Origin of the sequence: Pseudomonas sp. IPO3774, assembly GCF_013386835.1 — a bacterium.
In the GTDB taxonomy this organism is placed as follows: Bacteria; Pseudomonadota; Gammaproteobacteria; order Pseudomonadales; family Pseudomonadaceae; genus Aquipseudomonas.
Window position 1 is genome coordinate 17,340 of record NZ_JACAQY010000015.1, and the last position, 17,143, is coordinate 34,482.

15 protein-coding genes, 2 tRNA genes and 1 pseudogene are annotated in these 17,143 nt (G+C 62.3%); 5 read left to right on the forward strand and 13 right to left on the reverse strand.

Features of this window, described 5'->3' with window-relative positions; translation table 11 throughout:
* Nucleotides 1–68 precede the first annotated feature (68 nt).
* Nucleotides 69–144 (reverse strand) — tRNA-Gly (locus HYE77_RS09825).
* 3 nt (nucleotides 145–147) lie between these two features.
* Nucleotides 148–223, reverse strand: a tRNA-Glu gene (locus HYE77_RS09830).
* A 370-nt stretch (nucleotides 224–593) separates the two neighbouring features.
* On the opposite strand from HYE77_RS09830, the gene HYE77_RS09835 reads away from it, so the two are divergent.
* Both HYE77_RS09835 and HYE77_RS09840 read left to right on the forward strand, forming a co-directional pair.
* Nucleotides 594–1,352 (forward strand): hypothetical protein, encoded by a 759-nt coding sequence (locus HYE77_RS09835; RefSeq protein WP_003217193.1) that lies wholly within the window; start codon nucleotides 594–596, stop codon nucleotides 1,350–1,352.
* 121 nt (nucleotides 1,353–1,473) lie between these two features.
* Entirely contained in the window at nucleotides 1,474–2,286 is an 813-nt protein-coding gene (locus HYE77_RS09840; RefSeq protein ID WP_177055939.1) for an alpha/beta fold hydrolase, read from the forward strand.
* Between the two features lie 36 nt (nucleotides 2,287–2,322).
* On the opposite strand, the gene HYE77_RS32920 is transcribed toward HYE77_RS09840, so the two are convergent.
* The 4 genes and pseudogenes from HYE77_RS32920 to HYE77_RS09855 all read right to left on the reverse strand — a co-directional run bounded on the left by HYE77_RS32920 (nucleotide 2,323) and on the right by HYE77_RS09855 (nucleotide 6,795).
* Nucleotides 2,323–3,204: a methyl-accepting chemotaxis protein gene (locus tag HYE77_RS32920; RefSeq protein ID WP_371315662.1), complete on the reverse strand. Its 882-nt coding sequence runs from the start codon at nucleotides 3,202–3,204 to the stop codon at nucleotides 2,323–2,325.
* Nucleotides 3,184–4,290 (reverse strand): annotated as a pseudogene (locus HYE77_RS32925) (HAMP domain-containing protein); the annotation flags it as partial. The pseudogene HYE77_RS32925 and the gene HYE77_RS32920, both read right to left, overlap by 21 nt.
* Nucleotides 4,291–4,405: 115 nt before the next feature.
* The gene (locus tag HYE77_RS09850) at nucleotides 4,406–5,830 is read right to left on the reverse strand and encodes a PLP-dependent aminotransferase family protein (protein ID WP_177068731.1); all 1,425 of its coding nucleotides are present in this window, start codon (nucleotides 5,828–5,830) and stop codon (nucleotides 4,406–4,408) included.
* A gap of 203 nt (nucleotides 5,831–6,033) precedes the next feature.
* Nucleotides 6,034–6,795: an SDR family oxidoreductase gene (locus HYE77_RS09855; protein ID WP_008431261.1), complete on the reverse strand. Its 762-nt coding sequence runs from the start codon at nucleotides 6,793–6,795 to the stop codon at nucleotides 6,034–6,036.
* A gap of 229 nt (nucleotides 6,796–7,024) precedes the next feature.
* Here HYE77_RS09855 and HYE77_RS09860 point away from each other — a divergent pair, with 229 nt between their 5' ends.
* On the forward strand, nucleotides 7,025–8,032 hold the full coding sequence (locus HYE77_RS09860; RefSeq protein WP_008431260.1) for an NADP-dependent oxidoreductase: 1,008 nt from the start codon (nucleotides 7,025–7,027) through the stop codon (nucleotides 8,030–8,032).
* Between the two features lie 155 nt (nucleotides 8,033–8,187).
* Here HYE77_RS09860 and pyrF read toward each other — a convergent pair whose 3' ends face one another.
* On the reverse strand, nucleotides 8,188–8,886 hold the full coding sequence (gene pyrF / locus HYE77_RS09865; RefSeq protein ID WP_003217180.1) for an orotidine-5'-phosphate decarboxylase: 699 nt from the start codon (nucleotides 8,884–8,886) through the stop codon (nucleotides 8,188–8,190).
* Between the two features lie 290 nt (nucleotides 8,887–9,176).
* Here pyrF and HYE77_RS09870 point away from each other — a divergent pair, with 290 nt between their 5' ends.
* Both HYE77_RS09870 and HYE77_RS09875 read left to right on the forward strand, forming a co-directional pair.
* Nucleotides 9,177–9,941, forward strand: coding sequence for a response regulator (locus tag HYE77_RS09870; protein ID WP_032898726.1), 765 nt, complete (start codon nucleotides 9,177–9,179; stop codon nucleotides 9,939–9,941).
* Nucleotides 9,941–10,978 (forward strand): cell wall metabolism sensor histidine kinase WalK, encoded by a 1,038-nt coding sequence (locus HYE77_RS09875; RefSeq protein ID WP_003217175.1) that lies wholly within the window; start codon nucleotides 9,941–9,943, stop codon nucleotides 10,976–10,978. The genes HYE77_RS09870 and HYE77_RS09875 overlap by 1 nt, the downstream gene beginning before the upstream one ends.
* A 28-nt stretch (nucleotides 10,979–11,006) precedes the next feature.
* On the opposite strand, the gene HYE77_RS09880 is transcribed toward HYE77_RS09875, so the two are convergent.
* The 6 genes from HYE77_RS09880 to HYE77_RS09905 form a co-directional block, all read right to left on the reverse strand.
* Complete coding sequence (locus HYE77_RS09880; RefSeq protein ID WP_003217173.1) at nucleotides 11,007–12,071, reverse strand: AI-2E family transporter; 1,065 nt, start codon at nucleotides 12,069–12,071, stop codon at nucleotides 11,007–11,009.
* Nucleotides 12,072–12,144: 73 nt separating this feature from the next.
* A complete protein-coding gene (locus HYE77_RS09885) occupies nucleotides 12,145–12,963 on the reverse strand; it encodes a DUF4892 domain-containing protein (RefSeq protein ID WP_003217171.1) in 819 nt (272 codons plus the stop codon).
* 102 nt (nucleotides 12,964–13,065) lie between these two features.
* Complete coding sequence (locus tag HYE77_RS09890) at nucleotides 13,066–13,920, reverse strand: alpha/beta hydrolase (protein WP_087695368.1); 855 nt, start codon at nucleotides 13,918–13,920, stop codon at nucleotides 13,066–13,068.
* Nucleotides 13,917–14,726 carry an alpha/beta fold hydrolase gene (locus tag HYE77_RS09895; protein ID WP_008431257.1) on the reverse strand — a complete coding sequence of 270 codons (810 nt, stop codon included), beginning with the start codon at nucleotides 14,724–14,726 and terminating at the stop codon, nucleotides 13,917–13,919. Before HYE77_RS09895 ends, HYE77_RS09890 begins: the two co-directional genes overlap by 4 nt.
* 98 nt (nucleotides 14,727–14,824) lie before the next feature.
* Entirely contained in the window at nucleotides 14,825–15,268 is a 444-nt protein-coding gene (locus HYE77_RS09900) for a hotdog fold thioesterase (RefSeq protein ID WP_003217165.1), read from the reverse strand.
* Between the two features lie 31 nt (nucleotides 15,269–15,299).
* Nucleotides 15,300–16,967: an AMP-binding protein gene (locus HYE77_RS09905; RefSeq protein WP_177068732.1), complete on the reverse strand. Its 1,668-nt coding sequence runs from the start codon at nucleotides 16,965–16,967 to the stop codon at nucleotides 15,300–15,302.
* Nucleotides 16,968–17,143 lie beyond the last annotated feature (176 nt).

Genomic DNA, 17,143 nt, shown 5'->3' on the forward strand with positions numbered 1-17,143 from the left:
AGAGATTAAATCCGAAGATTACGCCCTGGTTTCACTCAGTGCCGCCCGAGGGCAACACTGCTTAAATTTGGAGCGGGAAACGAGACTCGAACTCGCGACCCCGACCTTGGCAAGGTCGTGCTCTACCAACTGAGCTATTCCCGCATATGGCGTCCCCTAGGGGACTCGAACCCCTGTTACCGCCGTGAAAGGGCGGTGTCCTAGGCCACTAGACGAAGGGGACACACGTACAACATTCACTCCCTACCGCGTTTCGCTGTGTGCTTTACGCTGTAAGTGGCGCGCATTCTATGGATGGATTGGGAGGTCGTCAACCCCCAAGGATAAATTTATTTAAATCAATGACTTCGCCGTGGTTTACGGGGGTTGCAAGGGTTTCTCGCCGTCCAGGCTTTGGCGCCTATATTCTGGCGTTCCACAAGGCGCTATAGTTCGCCACAGCAAATGATGGCAATGTGCATCTACGCAGGGACTGCCCCGCTATATAGAAGAAACTACTGACGCAACTGGTCGCTCAGTCCTATCCGGTCACTGCACCAGTCACTACACTTCAATGCAAACCCCATAAAGAGGTCACACCGGTGACACCACTCATGATCACCCTGCTGGTAATAGCCGGGATCGTAATACTGATCGCCATTGGCTACATGAACCACGTGGTGGAAAACAATAAGCTGGAAAAGAACCGGACCCGGATCGAACTCAATGACCGGCTGCGCCGCTGCGGCGAAATCACCGAGACCTTCCCTGGCCAGTTGATGACGCCGCGACTCAAGTTGCTGCTGACCCGCCTGGAGCTCAACGTCAACCAGCGCCTGCTGAACCTCGACAAGTCCAATGCGTCGCTCAAGGCACGCATCACTGAACTCAACGCACTGGTGGCCCAGGGCGAATCGATTCCGGTGAACAACCCGCCAGGCCCGATCCAGACCGAAGCCAAGGCCAAGGATGTACGTTTCCTGCTCGAAGCACTGCATGGCCAGGTGACCCGAGCGGCCCAGGACGGTTTCCTGCCGACCAATGAAGCCAAGCACTGGATCAAGGAAATCCGCCATATCCTGGTGCTGCTGCACATCGAGTTCTTCAACAACCTGGGCCAGCACGCGCTGCAACAAGGCCAGCCGGGCCAGGCTCGCCTGGCGTTCGAACGCGGCGTGCAGTACCTGCGCAAGCAACCGGAGCCGGTGGTGTACAGCCAGCAGCTGCAATTGCTCGAGAAACAGCTGGCGCGCGCCAACTCCATGGTGCTGTCCAACCTTGAACCGGCTGAAGACGAGGTCAACGAATTGACCGAAGGCTTGAAAGTGGTGGATGCGGACGCCGACTGGAAGAAGAAAGCCATCTACGACTGATCCCCTGCCATTGTGGTGGGCGGCAAACCCGCTCGCCACATGCCATCACTCTGCACCTATCCCCTTCCCCTCGAATAGCGTAAAAAAGGCCCCTCTCTCCGTTAACGAAAAGGGCTTCGCCATGCCTGTCGTGCTCATCGATGGACAACCGCTGCATTACCTCGACCAGGGCACCGGCCCGGCCGTTCTCCTCGGTTCCAGCTACCTGTGGGACAGCCAGATGTGGGCGCCGCAGATCGAAGCCCTGTCGCAACAGTACCGGGTGATCGTCCCCGAGCTTTGGGGCCACGGCGAGTCCGGCGCACTGCCTGCAAACACTGCATCCCTGGACGACCTCGCACGCCAGCACCTGGCGCTGCTGGATCACCTGGACATTGCCCAGGTCAACCTCGTGGGCTTGTCGGTCGGCGGCATGTGGGGCGCACGCCTGGCGCTGCTGGCTCCCGAGCGGGTCAACAGCCTGGTGCTGATGGACACGCACCTGGGCGCCGAGCCGGAAGCCACTCGCCAATACTACTTTTCGCTGTTCAAGATGATCGAAGATGCCGGCGCCATTCCAGAACCGCTGCTGGATGTGGTGGCACCGATCTTCTTCCGTCCCGGTATCGACCGGGAGTCGGCCTTGTACCAGGATTTCCGCAACGCACTGCAGGCCTTCCCCAAGGAACGCCTGGTGCACAGCATCGTGCCCCTGGGCCGGATTATCTTCAGCCGCGCGGATGTGTTGGCACAACTAGCGCGCCTCGACACCGACACCACCCTGGTGATGTGTGGCGAGCAGGACAAGCCACGCCCACCGGCCGAATCAGAGGAAATGGCGGCCTTGATCGGCTGCGCGCTGACGTTGATTCCGCACGCCGGGCATATCTCCAGCCGGGAAAACCCCGATTTCGTCAACGAAGCGCTGCTGACCTTCCTGGCCAACAACGCCTGACCGCCCTGCCCTTTGATCACCGCAGGCCTACGGTGATCAAAGGCGGAAGTGCCCGACCATCCCCTTAAGCTCCGTACCCAACTGCGCCAGCTCGATGCTCGACGCTGCATTGCCCTGCATGCTCAACGCCGATTGATCGGCACTCGCACGGATGCTGGTGACGCTGCGGTTGATTTCCTCGGCCACCGAGCTTTGCTCTTCGGCCGCTGCGGCAATCTGCTGGTTCATCTGCTGGATCAACGACACCGCCGCCGCGATGCTGCCCAGGGCGCTTTCGGTTTCCAGGGCATCACTGACCGCCAGCTTGACCAGTTCGCCGCTCTGCCTGATCTGCTGCACCGAAGCCTGCGCAGCGCTGCGCAAGGTACTGACCAACCGTTCGATTTCCTCGGTCGATTGCTGGGTGCGCTTGGCCAGCGCCCGCACCTCGTCGGCCACCACGGCAAAACCGCGGCCCTGCTCGCCCGCCCGCGCCGCCTCGATGGCCGCATTCAGCGCCAGCAGGTTGGTTTGCTCGGCCACGCTCTTGATCACCTCAAGGACGGTGCCGATAGTCTGGATCTCCGCGCTCAGGCTTTCGATGCTGGTACTGGCGGAGGTCGCGGAACTGGCCAGCAACTCGATACGCTGCAAGCTCTGGCGCACCACCTGCTGGCCGCTGTCGACCTTGTCATCCGCCGTCTGCGCCGCCTGGGCCGCTTCTTCGGCATTGCGCGCCACATCGTGCACGGTGGCGGTCATCTGGTTCATGGCCGTGGCCACCTGCTCGGTTTCTTCCTTCTGGCTGCTGACCTCGATATTGGTCTGCTCGGTGACGCTGGACAGCGAATGGGCCGAGCTGGCCAGTTGCTCGATACCCGCCTGCAACCCGCTGACCATGCTGCTCAGGCCGCTGCTCATCTGTTGCATCGCGAGCATCAACTGGCCCATCTCGTCCCGACGACTGACTTCCATGCGGCCACTGAGATCACCGGCGGCAATCTGCTGGGCCACTGCAATCACGCTGCGCAACGGTGCAACGATCAAACGGGTAATAATCCACGCGGCAATCAGCCCGACCAATAACGCCAACGCCGAAGAACCGATGATCAGCAACGCGCTTTTCTTCAACTGCGACTGCATCGACAGGTCTTCTGCGTCGTAGGCCTGATTGACCCGGGTGACCACTTCGGCTGCGCGCTCGTGCAACTGCTTGTAGACGACTTTTTCCTGGGCCAGCAGCCCGGTGTATTCGCCGAGTTTTTCGCTGAAGGCCGCGATATGCCCGGACACTTCGTTAAGCACGGTTTGGTAGCCAGGATCCTTGACGGTGGTTTTCAGCTGTTCGACCTGGGCCAGGGCCTGATCGGCCTGCTCGATCTTGCCCTGCTCGGCGTTCTCGTCATCGCCCTTGCGGCTCTGGTCCAGGCGCACGTGCGCTTCGTTCATGGCCTGCAGCATCAGGCGCGAGACCTGGCTGACCTGCCCCGCCTGCTCGATGAATTCGGCACCTTCCTTGCCCTGGCTTTCCTTGAGGCCATAGGCGCCGTCGTCCGCCAGCCCGGCCTGCAACACATCAAGGTTGTTGGCGACACTGGAGACCGACCAACTGGCCATTTCCAGCGCCAGGTCCTTGGTCTGGGTCAGCTCGACAAACTCATCGAACGCCTTGCGATACGCCGCCAGCGCCTGCTCGACGTCGCTCATCACCGGGACATTGGCAGGCGACTGGGCCTTGAGAATTACCGCCTGGGCCGCCAACGCGTCGACACTTTCGTGCAAGGCGTCCACCGACTTGGGGTCGGCATGCAACGCGTAGTCCTGCTCGATCAAGCGCACCTTGAGCAAGCCGCTGTTGAGCGCCGACATGGCTTTAAGGCCCTCGAAGCGCTGGCCAACGGTTTGCAGCGACCACACGCCAATCGCGGCCACCAATGCCGTCAACAGCAGTACCAGGGCAAAGCCCAAGCCCAGTTTCTTGGCCATACCGAGGTTGGCAAAACGTCGTTGCACGGCAGAAATCATTGCACTTGAGTCCTCTTGCAATGGCGAATGCCATCAAGCCAGGTTTCGATGCAGCGAGATTCGCAACCCCGGGGCACTGAATACAAGGGTTTGGCGCCACAATAATGGCAAAAAGCTACATCCTCGTCGTTTTCAGAATGGTAGAGGTCGATCCTGCCGGCCCCATAGCCTTGAACAACGCCAGTGCACGCTGATCAGAAGCGTAGGCCACATTGATGCGCAGCCAGTCGCTGGATTCGCCCGTCGGGCTGAAAAGCGTCCCCGGCGACAGCAACACCCCCAGCCGGCGAGCCCGCGCCTGCACGGTGGAACGGTCGCCGACACCAGGGCGCGCCCAGAGGAACATGCCCCCCGCCGGCACCGCAAACACCTCCCACTCTTCGTCTTCCAGCACCTGCAGGGTCATGGCCATTTCCGTGCTCAGCCGCCGGCGCAGGCGTTGCACCCACTTGCGGTAGGTACCATTGGCCAGCAACGTCGCCACCACCGCCTCGGCAAACCGCGAGGTGCCGATGCCGGTCAAGGTCTTGACCCTGGCCAATTGCGCGATGATCGCCCCGCTGGCCGTGAGATACCCCACCCGCAAGGCGCTGCTGAGGGTCTTGGAAAAACTCGAGACATAGATCACCCGGTCCTCGTGGGGCAACGCCGACAACCGGGTGCAGGTGGCATGTTGCAGGTCGCCATAGACGTCCTCCTCGATGATGAAGAAGTCCTGGGAATGGGCCAGTTGCAGCAAGCGCTCGGCCACCGCCAGGGACAGGCTGGTGCCGGTGGGGTTGTGATACAGGCTGTTGATGAACAGGCACTTGGGCCGATGCCCGCGCAACAGCGCTTCCAGGGCAGGCATGTCCGGGCCGCCACGGGTGCGCGGCACTTCCAGCAGCTTGACACCATGAAAGGCCAGTTGGCGGTAAAGGTTGCCGTACCCCGGGCTTTCCACCACCACGGTATCGCCGGCCTTGAGCAACGTGCGGATCAGCAGGTCCTGGGCGTGGCTCGCGCCGTGGGTGGTGAGAATATGCTCGACCCGGGTTGCCACCTGGATGTGCGCCAGGCGCTTGAGCAGCTGTTCACGCAGGGCCGGCAGGCCCAGCGGCGTGCTGTAGTTGAAGACGGCCGCAGTGTCGGTGCGGGTGACTTCACGAATCGCGTAGCTGATGTCGTCGCTCTCGCGCCAGGTGTCCGGCAGCCAGCCGCATCCCAGTTTCAGTTCGCCCAGTTGATTGTCGATGAAGGAGCCCCACCCCGACTCGGCGCCCTCATACCATTGGTTTTCACCGCGAAGACCACGCTCGGCGGGTGGCTGGGCCACACAGAAACCGGCGCCTTGCCTTGAGGCCAGCACACCTTGGGCAACCATCCGCTCGAACGCCTCGATGACGCTGGACTGACTGAGCAGGTTCTCGTGGGCCAGTTGCCGCACCGAGGGCAACCGCGTCCCGGGGCTGGCGCCGCTCTCGCGAATCCAGGCGGCCAGCGCACTGACGATTTGCTGCACTACCGGTACAAGGGCTTGTCGATCGATCCCTAAATCCATGAGCCACTCACTTAAACTGTTGTCATTTAACCCAAACCAGTTAAGCACAGAAGCCCAATGACAGCCGCGATCAAGATTTATTAAATCATTGATTTAATTGAATTATTTACCTAGTGAAACACATTCAGGTGAGGCATCTGGCCACCTGCGGAAAAACCCCACAGCGCCTCCAACGCTTTTCTGAATGGCATCCGCCTCACTTCCTAAATCGCGGTCGCGCCACCGTCCACCGCCAATGCCTGGCCCGTAGTGAAGGCAGCACCGTCGCTGCACAGATAAAGCACTGCGCTGGCGATCTCCTCGACCTTGCCGATACGCCCGACCGGGTGCATGGCGGCGGCAAATTCGGCTTTGCGCGGGTCAGCTTCATAGGCACGGCGGAACATATCGGTGTCGATCACGGCCGGGCATACCGCGTTGACGCGGATTTTCTTTTTCGCGTACTCGATCGCCGCCGACTTGGTCAGGCCGATCACCGCGTGCTTGGACGCGGCATAGATACTCATCTTCGGCGCCGCCCCAAGCCCTGCCACAGAAGCCGTGTTGACGATGGCGCCGCCGCCCTGAGCCAGCAGCAGCGGCAGTTGATACTTCATGCACAGCCACACGCCCTTGACGTTGACGCCCATGATTGCGTCGAACTCATCCAGGCTGCCGTCCGCCAGCTTGCCCTTCTCGATCTCGATCCCGGCGTTGTTGAAGGCATAGTCCAACCGGCCATAGGTGGCCACGGTCTGCTGCATCAACTGCTGCACGTCCGCTTCGAGGGTGACATTGCAGCGCACAAACACCGCTTCGCCACCGGCCTGATGAATCAGCGCCACAGTGCCCTCGCCGCCAGCCGCGTCCAGGTCGGCGACTACGACTTTCAAGCCTTCAGCGGCGAACGCCAGCGCAGTGGCGCGGCCAATGCCGGCGGCCGCACCGGTCACCAGGGCGACCTGGCCGGAAAATGTCATGCTCATGGTGGATGTTCCTTCGATGGGGATGCTCGATGACCCCAGTCTAGCCAGAGCCACCATCGGCGCGTCAGCACTATCAAAAGCCCGGTTGGCGAACCATGAGCCGCAGTGATAACGGCACCCTCATCACTATCATTGCAGTGGATCGGTGGGCATTCGCAGGTGCCGCGCACCTTGCCGGTGCAGCCCGAAGGGTCTATCACTCAAGGTCCACTTCTCAAGAGTCGCTGCCATGACTGCCCAGACCAACCGCCAATTCCTGCTCGCCAAACGCCCGGTCGGCGCGGCCACACGGGACACCTTCACTTACCAGGAAGTGCCGGTGGGTAAACCCCAGGACGGCCAGGTGCTGGTGCACAACGAATACCTGTCCCTGGACCCGGCCATGCGTGGCTGGATGAACGAGGGCAAATCCTACATTCCACCGGTGGGTATCGGCGAAGTCATGCGCGCCTTGGGCGTAGGCAAGGTGATCGCGTCGAACAACCCGAAATTTGCCGTGGGCGACTACGTCAACGGTGCCTTGGGTGTGCAGGATTACTTCCTCGGTGAGCCGCGGGGTTTCTACAAGGTCGATCCGAAACTGGCGCCGTTGCCGCGTTATCTGTCGGCGCTGGGGATGACCGGCATGACCGCCTACTTCGCCCTGCTGGACACCGGCGCGCCCAAGGCCGGCGAGACCGTGGTGATCTCCGGCGCGGCAGGCGCGGTGGGCAGCATTGCCGGGCAGATTGCTAAGATCAAAGGCTGCCGCGTGGTAGGCATCGCTGGCGGCGCCGACAAATGCAGGTTCCTGGTGGATGAGCTGGGTTTTGATGCCGCCATCGACTACAAGAACGAAGACGTGCATGCCGGCCTCAAGCGCGAGTGCCCGAAAGGTGTGGACGTGTATTTCGATAACGTCGGCGGGGACATTCTCGATGCCGTGCTCAGCCGCCTGGCATTGAAAGCCCGCGTAGTGATCTGCGGCGCCATCAGCCAGTACAACAACAAGGAAGCTGTCAAAGGGCCGGCCAACTACCTGTCACTGCTGGTCAATCGTGCGCGCATGGAAGGGTTTGTGGTGATGGACCACGCGGCGAATTTTGCCGCTGCCGGGCAGGAAATGGCCGGCTGGATGGCTCAGGGCAAGCTCAAGAGCAAGGAAGATATAGTCGAGGGGCTGGAGACGTTCCCGGAGACGCTGATGAAACTGTTCAACGGTGAGAACTTTGGGAAGTTGGTACTGAAAGTCAGCTGACACACCGCAGAACCAAATGTGGGAGCGGCGGTGCGACGGTTCGACTTGCTCGCGAAGGCGGTAGAGCAGTCACCTTATGCATTGACTGTCACACCGCCTTCGCGAGCAAGCCCGCTCCCACATTTTTTTACCGTGCCTGCTTCAGGTCGGGTAGGTCAGGCAATCTCGGCAACTACCGCTGCCAGCGCCTTGGCCGGGTCGGCCGCCTGGCTGATCGGGCGACCGATCACCAGGTAATCGGAACCGGCATCCAGGGCCTGGCGCGGGGTCAGGATGCGACGCTGGTCGTCCTGGGCGCTGCCCGCCGGGCGAATCCCCGGGGTCACCAGTTGCAGCGCCGGGTGGGCGGTCTTCAACGCCTGCGCTTCCAGCGCCGAGCACACCAGGCCGTCCAGGCCAGCCTTTTGCGCCAGGGCCGCGAGGCGCAGCACTTGTTCCTGTGGCTCGATGTCCAGGCCGATGCCGGCCAGGTCTTCACGCTCCATGCTGGTCAGCACGGTCACGCCAATCAGCAGTGGCTTGGGGCCGCTGCGCTGATCGAGCACTTCACGGCACGCAGCCATCATGCGCAAGCCGCCGGAGCAGTGCACGTTGACCATCCACACGCCCATTTCGGCGGCGGCCTTGACCGCCATCGCGGTGGTGTTGGGGATATCGTGGAATTTCAGGTCGAGGAACACCTCGAACCCTTTGTCACGCAAGGTGCCGACAATTTCGGCGGCACAACTGGTGAACAGTTCCTTGCCAACCTTGACCCGGCAAAGCTTGGGGTCCAACTGGTCAGCCAGCTTCAGTGCGGCGTCACGAGTGGGGTAATCCAGGGCGACGATGATAGGAGTCTGGCAGGCGGACATTGGAATGGGCTCTCAGGCAAGTCGAAATCGGCGCGGATTGTAGCGCAAGCAGCGGGTTTGCGGGATCCGATGATCGGTAATTCGCGATTTAGCCGCCAGATTGCGGGCTCCCGGGCAATTGTGTCGAAACAGATACATTCCCGACATGCCTGCAATACCCCCGAAGATTAGCCTCGCACACGTGAACCATCGTACAGAACTTCCAGCCCCGGGGCTGGGCGCCTATGCTGAACGCAACAACCTCGCCGCCGAGCTTCGGCCCGGCGGCCAACCAGGTAGATGATCGCACCATGCAAACCCTGACTCCTGTGCTGAATGACGATCAAAAAGCCTCGCTTGTCGGTGAAGACAAACGCTGGAATACCCGCGCACTGATTGTCGACGACGACGTGCCGATCCGCGAACTGCTGATCGATTACCTGGCGCGCTTCAATATCCTCGCCAGCGGCGTGACCGATGGCGCGGCCATGCGCCAGGCCATGCAAGCCGAGACCTTCGACGTGGTGGTGCTCGACCTGATGCTGCCGGGCGAAGACGGCCTGTCGCTGTGCCGCTGGCTGCGGGCGGAATCGGACATCCCGATCCTGATGCTCACCGCCCGCTGCGAACCTACCGACCGCATTATCGGCCTGGAACTGGGGGCCGACGACTACATGTCCAAGCCCTTCGAGCCCCGTGAACTGGTGGCGCGCATCCAGACCATCCTGCGCCGGGTGCGGGATGACCGCACCGAGCAGCGGGCGAATATCCGCTTCGACAACTGGCGCCTCAACAGCGTGCTGCGCCAGCTGGTGGCCGACGACGGGCTGGTGGTGCCGCTGTCCAACGCCGAATTCCGTTTGCTGTGGGTGTTTATCGAGCGCCCGCGCCGGGTGCTGAGCCGCGAACAATTGCTGGACGCGGCCCGGGGTCGCTCCATCGAGGCCTTTGATCGCAGCATTGACCTGCTGGTCTCGCGCCTGCGCCAGAAGCTGGGGGACGACCCCAAGGCCCCGCAGTTGATCAAGACCGTACGCGGTGAAGGCTACCTGTTCGACGCCCGAGATATCGGCTGATGCGCAACGCCTTCAACACCCTGTTCGGGCGGCTGTTCGGTGTGTTGCTGGTAGCGATTGTGCTGGCCCACGCGCTGGCATTCTTCTGGTTTCACCATTATGGCCCGCCGCCCCCTCCGCCCCACGAGACCTTCATCGAGCAACCGGACGGCAGCCTGACGCCAATGCCCAAGGAGCATCGCCGTCCCTGGTTCGGCGGGCCTGTGGTGCCACTGACCTTCCAGTTTATCTCGCTGATCATCGCCGCCTGGTATGGCGCCAAGCTGCTCAGCCGGCCAATCCAGCGCCTGAGCGCCGCGGCCGAGCGCCTGAGCCTGGACCTCGACAGCCCACCGCTGAACGAGTCCGGCCCACGAGAGGCGCGGCAAGCGGCATCGACCTTCAACCTGATGCAAAAGCGCATCCGCGAACAGGTCACCCAGCGTGCCCGCATGCTGGGCGCCGTGTCCCACGACCTGCGCACGCCGCTGTCACGGCTCAAGCTGCGCCTGGAACAGATCGAAGACACCAAGCTGCAGGGCCAGATGCGCCAGGACCTGGACGACATGATCGGCATGCTCGACGCCACCCTGAGCTACCTGCACGAGCAGCGCACCAGCGAAACCCGGCATTGGCTGGATGTGCAGGCGCTGGTGGAGTCCCTGAGTGAAAACGCCCAGGACCGTGGCTCCGATGTGCAATGCAGTGGTGAGTGCGCGCCGCTGCAAGTGCAACCGATGGCCCTGCGTTCGTGCCTGAACAACCTGATCGATAACGCCCTGCGGTACGCCGGCACCGCGCGCATCGAACTCGCGGACACTCCGCAGGCGCTGGTGGTGAAGGTGATCGACCACGGCCCGGGCATTGCGGCGGATAAACGCGAGGCGGTGTTTGAACCGTTTTATCGGCTGGAAGGCTCGCGCAACCGCAATTCCGGTGGCGTGGGGTTGGGCATGACGATTTCCAAGGAAGCCGTGGAACGCCTCGGTGGACGGCTGAGCCTGGAGGAAACTCCGGGCGGCGGCCTTACCGCCGTAATGTGGCTGCCAAGGGCGTAGGAATGGTTCCTGCGCCCTGCAGGAACCATTACTGCCCGGTTTTATCTTCCCGCCGCACCTGAGCTTGGGTGGCACTCCAGTCGGTCAACAAGCTATACGCCACCGCCAGCAATGTCGGGCCGATAAACAGGCCGATAAAGCCGAACGCAATCAACCCGCCAAACACCCCCAGCAACACGATCACCAGCGGCAGGTTGCCGCCACGGCTGATCAGGTAGGGCTTGAGCACGTTGTCGACGCCGCTGATGATGAACGTGCCCCATACACCGAGGAACACCGCATAGGTGTAGTCGCCCTTCCAGGCGAGCCAGGCGGTGGCCGGAATCCAGATCAGCGGCGGGCCCATCGGAATGAGGCTGAGCAGGAACGTCACGATCCCCAGCACCAAAGCCCCCGGAACACCGGCAATCCAGAAGCCGATCAGCGCCAGCAAGGCCTGGGCGGCAGCGGTGCCGATCACACCGTTGACCACCCGCTGCACCGTACCCGCGACCAGTTCGATGTAATAACCCGCCCGGTCGCCGATCAACCGCTCCAGCAAGCGATGCACAAACATCGCCAGGCGCGGCCCGTCACGGTAGAAAAAGAACACGAACACCAGGCTCAGGGTCAGTTCCAGGATGCCGCCGCCGATCTGCGCACTGCGGGCCAGCAACCAGTTGCCGACCTGGCCCAGGTACGGTTTCAACGTGACCATCAGTGCCGCGCCCTGCTGGTCGATGCTGTCCCACATCGCCACCAATCGTTCGCCGACAAAGGGAATGGAACCGAGCCAGGTGGGCGCCGCAGGCAAGCCATCCACCTGGATATCCTTGATCAGGCCCACGGCATCGCGCACATGGTCGGCGAGGTTGAACCCCAGCCAAACCAGCGGCAACGCCACCAATAGCATCCAGACCAGGGTCAGGATTCCGGCGGCCAGCGATTCGCGACCGCCCAGCCAGCGGGTGAGCAAGCGCATCACCGGCCAACTGGCAAACGCCAGTACCGCGCCCCAGAACAGCGCCGACCAGAACGGCGCCATCACCCAGAAGCTGGCACCAAACAACACCAGCAGCAGGATCTGCACCAGCAGGCGATCGTTATTGAGCATGTGGTTTCTCGAAAAGAAGTCTGTAAGAGCAAGAGCTTAGGCGAACGGCGCGGGTCCGTTCGCCCTGGAACGGTCAGCGTATCAGATGCAGGTGCAAACCCTTGGCTTCAGTGGTGCCGGTTTCCAGGCGCGCCGCACGTACGCCCTGATCGATCAAGCCCTGACGCCATGCCTCGGCGGTGGGCCCGGTCAAACTGACCCGCAACGTGGCATCCAGGTTCAATCCGCGGGAAATAAGGGTGAGCCAGGTGGCGTCAGGCTCGGCGCCCAGCTTGGGAAAATCCAGCTCGCCAGTGCTTTTCAGTTCCCGCAGCAGCGTAGCGGAGGTCGGCAGCAAATCGCCCAACGGTGCGCTGGCGTCCATCTGTTCCACGTGCAGGTACGCCCGTCGATTGCCCCGGGTGATGCCGTACAACGCGACCAGGGAGTTGTCCTGCGGGGCCGCCAGGCGCAGCAGCAGGTATTCCTGCTGGCCGTCGGCGCCCACCAGCTTGGCATTGCCGAACACTTCATTGGCCCACAGGCTGCTTTCACCGCAATCACGGGCCTGGCACCAGAACAGCAGTTGTGCGCCCTGGGCCTGCAAGGCTTCGCGGGTGGCGGTAAAGGCGGCGCTGGAGGTGTGCTCGGCAGGCAGTTCATAGGTGATGGCAGTGGCTTGGCCGCGGGCGGTGGCCTGGCCTTCATAGCGCAGCTGGCCGCTGATCTTGCGGATCGAGCCCAGCGGGTAGATACGTTCTTTCTCTTCGGCGGGACGGTAGTCGACGATCTGCGCGTCGACCTGACGGGCCACGGCGGGCAAGTCCTGGCTACCCGGTACATCGGCGGCAAACACCAGCGGGCTGAAACAGCACAGCCCCAGAACACGGAAAAATCCCTTCGGCATACTCATCGGATCGGCGCGCCCTGGCCATTGGGGTGCGCTGCGGTGTTGAGATCGTTCATGGTTGACTCCCTTTCGATCCGCCCAGCCTCGGCAGTTGACCCCGCCAAGTCAAGGCGTGGAGAAGAACCGATTGAAACAGTCTGCAACAAGGGTAGCGCCTGGCTCGTCATTCAGGTGCAAATGATGGCCACCGGGCAAGGTAGTCACCTGGAACGGAAGCCCGGAAAGCAATTCGGAATGTTTCGCCAACATGCCGTCTTCGGCGACCACCAACTGTGTCGGACAGCCGACTCGGCGCACGAAGGCCATCGCCTGTTCTTCTGTCAGGCGCATGGGGGAGGCCAGGGTCAGGCGGCTGTCGCTGCGCCAGGTGTAACCACCCGGCACGGGCATCAAGCCACGCTGGGCCAGCAGTTCGGCGGCTTCACGACTGACTGCCACCACGCCTTTCATCCGCGCTTCCACCGCGCGATCAAGGGTGCTGTACACCGGCTTGCGCTTGTCCTGCAGGTTCATTTGCGCCTGCAACGCCATGCCGAGGCGTTCGGCGGCGTTGTCTGCGGTGCCGGTCGGCGGGATCACGCCATCAATCAATCCCAGGTGCGTCACCCGCTCCGGCAAGGCGCCGGCCAACACCAGGGAAACGATGGCGCCGAGGGAGTGGCCAAGTAATGCAAAACGTTTCCACCCGAGTTGTTCGGCGACTTGCAGCACGTCGTGGACGTAATCCCACAGGGAATAACCGGCGCCAACGGGGCGATGGGCCGAGTGACCATGGCCGGCCATGTCCAGCGCAACGATGCGCAGGCCATCGAGTTTCGGTGCCAGCCGGGCGAAGCTGTTGGCGTTGTCCAGCCAGCCATGCAGGGCAATCACCGGCAGGCCATCTTCAGGGCCGAACAGATGCGCCGCCAACTCGATGTGCGGCAGCGCCAGGCGGACTTCTTCGACAGGCGCAGTCATGCGCAACTGCGCTCGCGCTGGCGAGCTTCCCAACGGGCAAACAGGTTCTTGATCAAAGTGGCGGTGTCCTGTGGGCGTTCAAGGGGAAACATGTGGCCGCCGGGCATGGTCAGCATTTCGCCCATGGGCATGCGCCCCACGCCGCTGGCATGGTGACGCATCACCACCCGGCTCTGGCGACCACGCACCACCGCCAGCGGCACTTTCAGTTGCCGGGCCTGGCCGGGGCTGGTGTGGGGTACGCCGCGGTAGATGCTGATTTCGGTGGCCGGATCAAAGCGCAGGCGCAGGCGATCACCCACCGGCTCCAGGCCGTGTTGCAGGTAGGCATCAAAACAGTCGGGATCAAAGCCGCGAAACAAGGTCTTGCCAGCGAAGTACTGGCGCGCAGCCGCCAGGTCGGCGAACTCTTCACGACGGCCCAGGGTGCGCCCCGCCGGGGTCAGCCGGTCAATAAAGCCGAAACGCTTGGCCGCGCGGATCACCCAGCGATCGGCCAGGGTCAGTACCGGCGAATCCAGCATCACCACCCCGCGATACAGCTGCGGGCTACGCATGGCCGCGTGCAGGTGCAGCACGCCACCCAACGAATGGCCCACGCCCCACACCGGCTCCGGTTGTTGCTCAAGGTGGTGGATCAGTTCGTCCACCAGGTTCTGCCAATTGTCATCCACTGGAAACCGGGGGTCGTGACCGTGCTGCGGCAAATGCGCGACGGCGTACTCCGGGGCCAGGGCGGCAAACAATTTGCCGTAGGTCGCCGAAGGAAAGCCATTGGCGTGAGCGAAAAACACGTGCTGCGACATACCTGATCCATCACCGTAAACAGAGTGTTGATTCTCCCCAGACCCGGCAGTCACGGCAATGACTGTAACTGCCAGGAATGATGACACTCACGCCACGCCTATCGGGCCGGCGGCGTCTCCCCCAGCGGTACCACGGCCATGGTCAGGCGCGACACACAGCTGGCCTTGCCTTCATCGCTGGTCAGGCGGATGTCCCACACGTGGGTGGTGCGCCCGATATGAATCGGCTTGGCCACCGCCGTCACCCGCCCGCTGCGCAGGCCGCGCAGGTGGTTGGCGTTGATTTCCAGGCCAACGCAATAGAACTTGCTGGCGTCGATGCACAGGTAACTGGCCATGGAGCCCACGGTTTCCGCGAGTACCACCGACGCGCCGCCGTGCAGCAGGCCGTAGGGTTGATGGGTGCGGTGGTCGATCACCATGCTGGCCGTCAGGGACTCGTCGTCAAAACGTTCAAAGCGGATATCCAGTACTTCACCGATGGTGTTTTTCTGAATCGCATTCAGTTGCTCGATATTCGGTTGGGTGCGCCACAGGCTCATTGATCGGTCCTTATTGGTTTTATGTCAGTGCTCAATCCTGCCACAGCACGGCTTCGGAGCGCTCGCTCCAGGCCAGGAACTGCGACCCGTAGGCTGATTCAATCACGTTGCGCTTGATCTTCAAGGTCGGCGTGAGAAAACCGTTTTCCACCGCCCAACTGTCTTTCACCACCACCAGTTGGCGCAAGCGCTCATGTTTATCCAGCACCTGGTTGACCTCTTCCAGCAAGCGTTCAAGGCTGCCCTGCAAAGCCTGGCGCCCAGCGCCTGCGGCATCTTGCAGGCCCACGGCAGATAACACGCACAGGCCCATGGGCGCACTCAAGCCATCGCCCACCACGCACACCTGCTCGATGCGTGCATGTTCGGCCAGGCGGTTTTCAATCGGCGCCGGGGCCACGTATTTGCCTTTGCTGGTCTTGAAGATTTCCTTGAGCCGCCCGGTCAGCCGCAGGCGGCCATCGGTGCCCTGCTCGCCCTTGTCGCCGGTGCGCAGGAAGCCGTCGGCGGTGAGGGTCTCGGCAGTTTTTGCGGGGTCCTTGTAATAACCGAGCATGGTCGCGCCGCTGCGTACCTGGACTTCGCCGTCGTCACCGATGCGCACTTCGACGTCCGGGCATGGCGGGCCTATCCAGCCGAGTTTCTGCTGGCCGGGGCGGCACACGTGGGAGTAGCCGCAGCTTTCGGTCATGCCATAGACCTCCAGCACATCCAGGCCCAGCCGGCGATACCAGACCAACAGTGCTTCGGGCACGGGGGCTGCGCCGGAGATCGCCACGCGCACAGCATCCAGGCCCAACCCGGCGAGTACTTTGTGGCCGACCCGTTTGCCGATGAAGGGCAGGCGCAGCAAGGTATCGAGGCGGCTTGCGGGGATTTTGCTATAGACGCCCATCTGGAATTTGGTCCAGATCCGCGGTACGCCGAACAGCGCTGTTGGCCTCGCCCGTTTGAGGTCTGTCAGAAAAGTGTCGAGGCTCTCGGCGAAAAATACTGTCTGTCCGGTGTAGATCGAGGCCATCTCCACGAACATGCGTTCGGCGACGTGGCACAGCGGCAGGTAGGACAGCAGGCGATCGCCCTCCCCCAGGCCGAACAGTTCAGTGCCGCGGATGGCCGCGAAGGCCAGCGCGCCGAAGCTGTGCATCACGCCCTTGGGCAGGCCGGTGGTGCCGGAGGTGTAGATGATGGTGGCTAGATCGGATGCTGCGGGCGCGGGGTTGTCCTGAATGGGTGAGCAGGCTTGCAGGTCGGCCCAGGTGAAATCGAATTCGCCATCGGGGCACAGCGGCAGGCTGATGGTGGGCAGGTCGGCCTTTACTCCGGCGGACATGGCGGGCCAGTCGTCCAGTTTGCCGATAAATGCCAGTGCGGCTTCGGAATGCTCGAGTACGTGGGCGACGGAGTCGGCGGTGAGGTTGGGGTAGAGCGGGACCGAGACGTGGCCGGCCATCCAGATGGCGAGGTCGGCGATGATCCAGTGGGCGCAGTTTTTCGAGATCAGGGCGATGTGGGAGCCCACTGGCAGGTCGCGGGCTCGCAGCCAGTGGGCGGCGCAGCGGGCCTGTTGACCGGCTTCGGCCCAGGTGAGGGTTTGGACCTCGCCGCCCTTGATGGGCTGAACCAGGAATCGTTGCCGTGGGTGGCGGGCTTCGCGGTCGAAGAAGACTTGCAGCGGCAAACGAATAGCGACAGACATGGACGCGCTCCTTTGTGTTCCGATGGTAGCCAACCAAGCACTTGCTTGGCTGACTATTTCATGGGAGCGCGGGGGGTGCAAGTTCTGCTGTTTGGGGGTATATCCGTTATTTGGGTGATGGCTGAAATGGGTTCCGCTCTTACAGCGGCTCACTTTTGAAAAGCGCAAAAGTAAGC

Excerpts from the sequence above, each read along its gene's own strand:
- HYE77_RS09835 (WP_003217193.1), top strand. The coding sequence starts at position 594 with ATGATCACCCTGCTGGTAATAGCCGGGATCGTAATACTGATCGCCATT.
- HYE77_RS09840 (WP_177055939.1), top strand. The coding sequence starts at position 1,474 with ATGCCTGTCGTGCTCATCGATGGACAACCGCTGCATTACCTCGACCAG.
- HYE77_RS32920 (WP_371315662.1), bottom strand. The coding sequence starts at position 3,204 with ATGCTCGCGATGCAACAGATGAGCAGCGGCCTGAGCAGCATGGTCAGC.
- HYE77_RS09850 (WP_177068731.1), bottom strand. The coding sequence starts at position 5,830 with ATGGATTTAGGGATCGATCGACAAGCCCTTGTACCGGTAGTGCAGCAA.
- HYE77_RS09855 (WP_008431261.1), bottom strand. The coding sequence starts at position 6,795 with ATGAGCATGACATTTTCCGGCCAGGTCGCCCTGGTGACCGGTGCGGCC.
- HYE77_RS09860 (WP_008431260.1), top strand. The coding sequence starts at position 7,025 with ATGACTGCCCAGACCAACCGCCAATTCCTGCTCGCCAAACGCCCGGTC.
- pyrF (WP_003217180.1), bottom strand. The coding sequence starts at position 8,886 with ATGTCCGCCTGCCAGACTCCTATCATCGTCGCCCTGGATTACCCCACT.
- HYE77_RS09870 (WP_032898726.1), top strand. The coding sequence starts at position 9,177 with ATGCAAACCCTGACTCCTGTGCTGAATGACGATCAAAAAGCCTCGCTT.
- HYE77_RS09875 (WP_003217175.1), top strand. The coding sequence starts at position 9,941 with ATGCGCAACGCCTTCAACACCCTGTTCGGGCGGCTGTTCGGTGTGTTG.
- HYE77_RS09880 (WP_003217173.1), bottom strand. The coding sequence starts at position 12,071 with ATGCTCAATAACGATCGCCTGCTGGTGCAGATCCTGCTGCTGGTGTTG.
- HYE77_RS09885 (WP_003217171.1), bottom strand. The coding sequence starts at position 12,963 with ATGAGTATGCCGAAGGGATTTTTCCGTGTTCTGGGGCTGTGCTGTTTC.
- HYE77_RS09890 (WP_087695368.1), bottom strand. The coding sequence starts at position 13,920 with ATGACTGCGCCTGTCGAAGAAGTCCGCCTGGCGCTGCCGCACATCGAG.
- HYE77_RS09895 (WP_008431257.1), bottom strand. The coding sequence starts at position 14,726 with ATGTCGCAGCACGTGTTTTTCGCTCACGCCAATGGCTTTCCTTCGGCG.
- HYE77_RS09900 (WP_003217165.1), bottom strand. The coding sequence starts at position 15,268 with ATGAGCCTGTGGCGCACCCAACCGAATATCGAGCAACTGAATGCGATT.
- HYE77_RS09905 (WP_177068732.1), bottom strand. The coding sequence starts at position 16,967 with ATGTCTGTCGCTATTCGTTTGCCGCTGCAAGTCTTCTTCGACCGCGAA.